This is a genomic window from Stenotrophomonas sp. 278, from assembly GCF_003935715.1.
GTDB classification, from domain to species: Bacteria; Pseudomonadota; Gammaproteobacteria; order Xanthomonadales; family Xanthomonadaceae; genus Stenotrophomonas; species Stenotrophomonas maltophilia_AH.
This window is the reverse complement of sequence record NZ_RHPP01000248.1, coordinates 1-2782: the sequence shown is the minus strand read 5'-3', so window position 1 is coordinate 2782 and position 2782 is coordinate 1. Positions and strand designations below refer to the sequence as shown.

The following is a 2782-nucleotide window of genomic DNA, read 5'->3' as shown; positions in this document are numbered from 1 at the left end:
GCTGCCACCGGCGCCGGGCCGCGGCTGGCCTGGCCTTCCAGCTTGAACAGTGCCACCGCGTCGGTCAGGTGGCCGGCCTGTTCTTCCATCGCGCGGGCAGCGGCGGTGGCCTCTTCCACCAGCGCGGCATTCTGCTGGGTGGTTTCGTCCATCTGCACGACGGTCTGGTTGACCTGCTCGATGCCGGCGGACTGTTCCTGCGAGGCCGCGGAGATCTCGGCCATGATGTCCGTGACTCGCTGCACCGAAGCGACGATCTCACCCATGGTGCTGCCGGCCTGGCTGACCAAAGCGGAGCCTTCGGCCACCTTGTCGACCGACTCGTCGATCAGGCTCTTGATTTCCTTGGCGGCGCTGGCCGACCGCTGGGCCAGGGTGCGCACTTCCGAGGCGACCACGGCGAAGCCGCGGCCCTGTTCGCCGGCACGGGCGGCTTCGACTGCGGCGTTCAGCGCGAGGATGTTGGTCTGGAAGGCGATGCCGTCGATGACCGAGATGATCTCGGCGATCTTCTTCGAGGAGGTTTCAATCGCGCTCATGGTGGTCACCACCTGGCCGACCACTTCGCCACCCTGGGTCGCGACGCTGTGCGCGCCGATGGCGAGCTGGTTGGCCTGGCGGGCATGCTCGGCGTTCTGGCGCACGGTGGAGGTGAGTTCCTCCATCGAAGCGGCGGTTTCTTCCAGGTTGGCGGCCTGCTGCTCGGTACGGCGCGACAGGTCGTTGTTGCCCGAAGCGATTTCGCCGGCGGCGGTGCTGATGCTGCCGGTGGCCTGCTGGATGCGGCTGACGATCCGGGTGAGCTGGGCAACGGTGGTATTGGCATCGTCGCGCATGGCGGCGAACACGCCGTGGAACTCGCCGTGCATGCGCGCGGTGAGGTCGCCACCGGCGATGGACTGCAGCAGGTGCGAGAGCTGGTTGAGGTTGCCGTCGGCCACTTCCATCATGGTGTTGAGGTTTTCAATCATCACCCGGAAGTCGTGTTCGAAGCGCAGCGCATCGCCACGCTGGCTGAAGTCACCGGCGGCCGCGGCGCGCGCCAGCGACTGGATCTGGGTGTTGATGGCCAACAGGCTGGCCTTGGCGGCGTCCATGGATTCATGCAGGATCGCGCGGGTGCCGGGCAGGCGGCGCGCATCGCGCGACAGGTCGCCGGCGGCGTACTCGTTGAGCACGGCGATGGCGTCCTTGATCGCGTCAAGGTGTTCGAAGATGACGGTGTTGGTGCCGACTGCCAGTTCGCCGTATACGCCGGGGAAGTCGATCGGCATGTGGTGCGAGATATCCGGGCCGGCGTGCATTTCGGCCATCTTCCGGGTTTCGTCCGAATAGCGGCGAAGCATGGCGGTCATGTCGCCGGTGGCGGCAAGCATCTGGCCGACTTCGTCGTTGCTGGTGGCGCGGGTGCTGACGCTGAGGTCGCCGCGGGCGACCGACTTGATGGCGTGCACGGCCTGGCCGAGCGGACGGGTGATGGCGCGGGCAATGACCGCGCCGGCACCGATGGCAAGCAGGGTCAGCAGCACGACGGTGGTGATGATGGCGACGACGCTGCTGTGATGGGTGGCGTTGGCTTCGTCGATGCGCGACTGCATGAGCTTGCTGCTGAACGCGCCCAGGGTCTTGAGGTCGTCGAACATCTTGCGTCGGGCGGGACGCGAGCGTTCGTCGGAGATCTGCTGGGCGAGCACGCCGTCACCGGCGGCAATGGCGGCGCGCATGTCGGTGTTGGCGGTGAAGTAAGCGTCGAGGTCGGCGGCGACGTGGGCATACAGCTTCTTTTCTTCTTCGCCAGCGGGCAGGGCGGCGTAGCCGGCCAGTTCGTCGCGCGCGGCTTTGGCGGTGGTGTCCATGCGCTTGTTGTAATCGGCCACCTTGTCGGGCTGGTCAAGCATGCTCAGCTGTGCCAGTTCGTAGGTACGGAATTCACCCAGCAGGGACCGCACTTCGCCGAGGTGCTCCACGGAAGGAATGTCGTTGCTGGCCATGGCGGCCAACTGGGCATTGGCCCCGTTGAGTCGGACCAGGGCGAACACGCCCAGCGCGATGGTCATCAAGGTAGTAAGCGCAAATCCAACGGCGAGCTTGCGACCGATGGGCAGATCGTAGAACCACTTCATACTGTGAACTCCGGACAAGGCGGGGCGCGCAGCTGTGGGGCGCTGGGCGAGGGGGCATGGACGCAGGTGGGACGCGGAACATGACAGTGTTCCTTCACCATCTCTCCGGTTAGCGGCGGCTTCACGCGCGGACTTTAGTGGTCTGCATCACGTTTTTTTTGTGATGTCTGTCGGTGGGGTGTCGCATGGCGTGCACGGTCGCGAACGGCTGCGATCGCACCGGCTACGTATCGCAGGGTGCTGCCCGGCTGCAATTGCAGTATCCCCGTAGAGCCGGGCTTGCCCGGCTGCTGTTGGATTTCAGCGAACAGCCGGTGGTCATCGGGTCCCGTGTTTGGGTGGCCCGGGGTGGGTTTGCGGGGTCGCCGTGAACCCTTCCATGGGGGCTACGCGAACGCCATCCATGGCGCCGAGTCCCCCGCAACCCCACCCCGGGCCACCCCGGACAGCGTGGCGGTGGCCATGGCAAAGGCCACGCCAACGGCGATGTCGATCCGGGGTCATGCGTTACCGGATGTTGGGGATTTCACGGTCGTCGTCTGTCGACCGACGCTACCGGGACCACATGCTTCTGATTTCCCTTGGCCACCGGCCAACTGTCTGGGGCGTGCCGGGGTGGGTTTGCGGGACCGTCAAAAACATGGATGTTTTTGACGAGC

General features: G+C 65.7%; 1 protein-coding gene. It reads right to left on the bottom strand.

The window, feature by feature from the left end:
* On the bottom strand, positions 1-2123 hold a 2123-nt coding region (locus EGJ34_RS21195), incomplete at its 3' end, for a methyl-accepting chemotaxis protein (protein ID WP_125362383.1).
* Positions 2124-2782 lie beyond the last annotated feature (659 nt).